Source organism: Azospirillum sp. B4, assembly GCF_000333275.1.
GTDB lineage: Bacteria > Pseudomonadota > Alphaproteobacteria > Azospirillales > Azospirillaceae > Nitrospirillum.
In genome coordinates this window covers 1-1,787 of sequence record NZ_BACU01000247.1, presented here as the reverse complement: position 1 = coordinate 1,787, position 1,787 = coordinate 1, and the positions used below count along the sequence as shown (strand labels likewise).

The window sequence follows — 1,787 nt, the reverse complement described above, 5'->3', positions numbered from 1 at the left end:
GCCGCTTCGATCTGGTGCAGCCGCAGGATCTTGGCTTCCAGCGCCTGGACACGGCTGCCGACGTCCGCCTGTCCAGGCTTGGGGGGAGCAGGCTGGGGCGCGCCCACGCCGGCGGCGTGGACGTGGAAAGCCTGACCCACAGCCTGATGGCGGAGGCCGAGACGCTGATCGACCAGGTGGAGGGCATGGGCGGTATGACCAAGGCCGTGGACGGCGGCCTGCCCAAGCTGATGATCGAGGAGGCGGCGGCCCGCCGCCAGGCCCGCATCGACCGGGGCGAGGAAGTGGTGGTCGGCGTCAACAAGTACCGGCCCCAAAACCCTGAAAGGGTCGAGGTGCTGGACATCGACAACACCGCCGTGCGCGAGGCCCAAATCGCCCGCCTGCGGGAAATCCGCGCCAGCCGCGACGACGCGGCGGTGACCGCGGCACTGGAGGCCCTGGCCCAGGGTGCGCATGACGGCACCGGCAACCTGCTGGACCTGGCCATCAAGGCGACCCGCGCCCGTGCCACGGTGGGTGAGATTTCCGACGCGCTGGAGAAGGTGTTCACCCGCCACCGCGCCGTCATCCGCTCCGTCAGCGGGGTCTACGGGTCGGCCTACGAAGGCGATGAGGGCTTCGCCCGCATCCGCAAGGATGTGGAGGCGTTCGCGGAGGCCGAGGGCCGCCGGCCGCGCATGCTGGTGGTGAAGATGGGCCAGGACGGCCATGACCGGGGCGCCAAGGTCATCGCCACCGCCTTCGCCGACATCGGCTTCGACGTCGACGTCGGCCCGTTGTTCCAGACGCCGGAGGAAGCGGCACGCCAGGCTGTGGAGAACGACGTGCACGTCATCGGCGTGTCGTCACAGGCGGCCGGCCACAAGACCCTGGTGCCAGCCCTGATCGACAGCCTGAAGTCCCAGGGGGCGGGTGACATCCTGGTGGTGTGCGGCGGCGTCATCCCGCCGCAGGACTATGACATGCTGTACCAGGCCGGCGCCGCCGCCATCTACGGCCCCGGCACCAACATCCCCACCGCCGCCGCCGAAATCCTGGAGATTTTGCGGAAACGCCGCCCTGAGGCGGCCTGACGCGCCAGTGGCAAGGTTTTTGGCTCATGCCCGCTTGTAGGACGCTCCCCTCGTCCGCCGGAGCGAGCACAGCAGGGCGGAGCGAGGAAGCCAAGCCGGCGGATGCCGGGGCCCGGCGATCAAAGGCCCTGGCATAAAAAATGCCAGCCATGCGCCGGGCGAAAATTAGCGTTGGCATGGGCACGGGAACCTGCCCCCTGGCCCTTGTCACACCCTGTGATAGCATTCCCTCGTTCGGTTGGCGTACGGCTTGAGGGGTAGGCATCATGGGCGTCGAGGCGGATCACCCATTGCGTGGCGTGCTGATGCAGGAGCTGCACTCCCGCATGGCCATGCCGCTCAAGGCCCCGGCGGAGGTGTTCCAGGTCACCTTCCTCTGCACCCCGGCGGAGGGGGCGGAGTGTGCCGGCCGCCTGCTGACCCTGCTGGACGCCCCGGCAGGGGAGGACGCGACACCCCGCTACGGCGTGGTGCCCACGGCCATCGCCGGCCGCGCCGCCCAGGTGAAGTGGGAACACCACACCGAATTCCTCAGCACCAGCGTGGCGGTCGCCGGCAGTGATGGTGACACCGCCCGCGTGGCTGTGGAGGCCCTGCTGGATGGCGTGTTCGGCCCCTTGGGCGCCCGTCGCCTGGCCGCCGTGCATGTGCGGNTGGAACANGCGGACGGCATGCCGGACCCGAAGGGGCTGGCCGCCCGCTTTCCACCGG

At 69.9% G+C, this 1,787-nt stretch carries 2 protein-coding genes; both read left to right on the top strand.

Features of this window, described 5'->3' with window-relative positions:
- A partial coding sequence (locus tag I55_RS10495; RefSeq protein ID WP_252181102.1) for a methylmalonyl-CoA mutase family protein occupies positions 1-1,076 on the top strand: 1,076 nt, incomplete at its 5' end.
- Between the two features lie 266 nt (positions 1,077-1,342).
- The coding region (locus tag I55_RS10490; protein WP_044560495.1) for a DUF3422 family protein at positions 1,343-1,787 on the top strand (445 nt) is incomplete at its 3' end.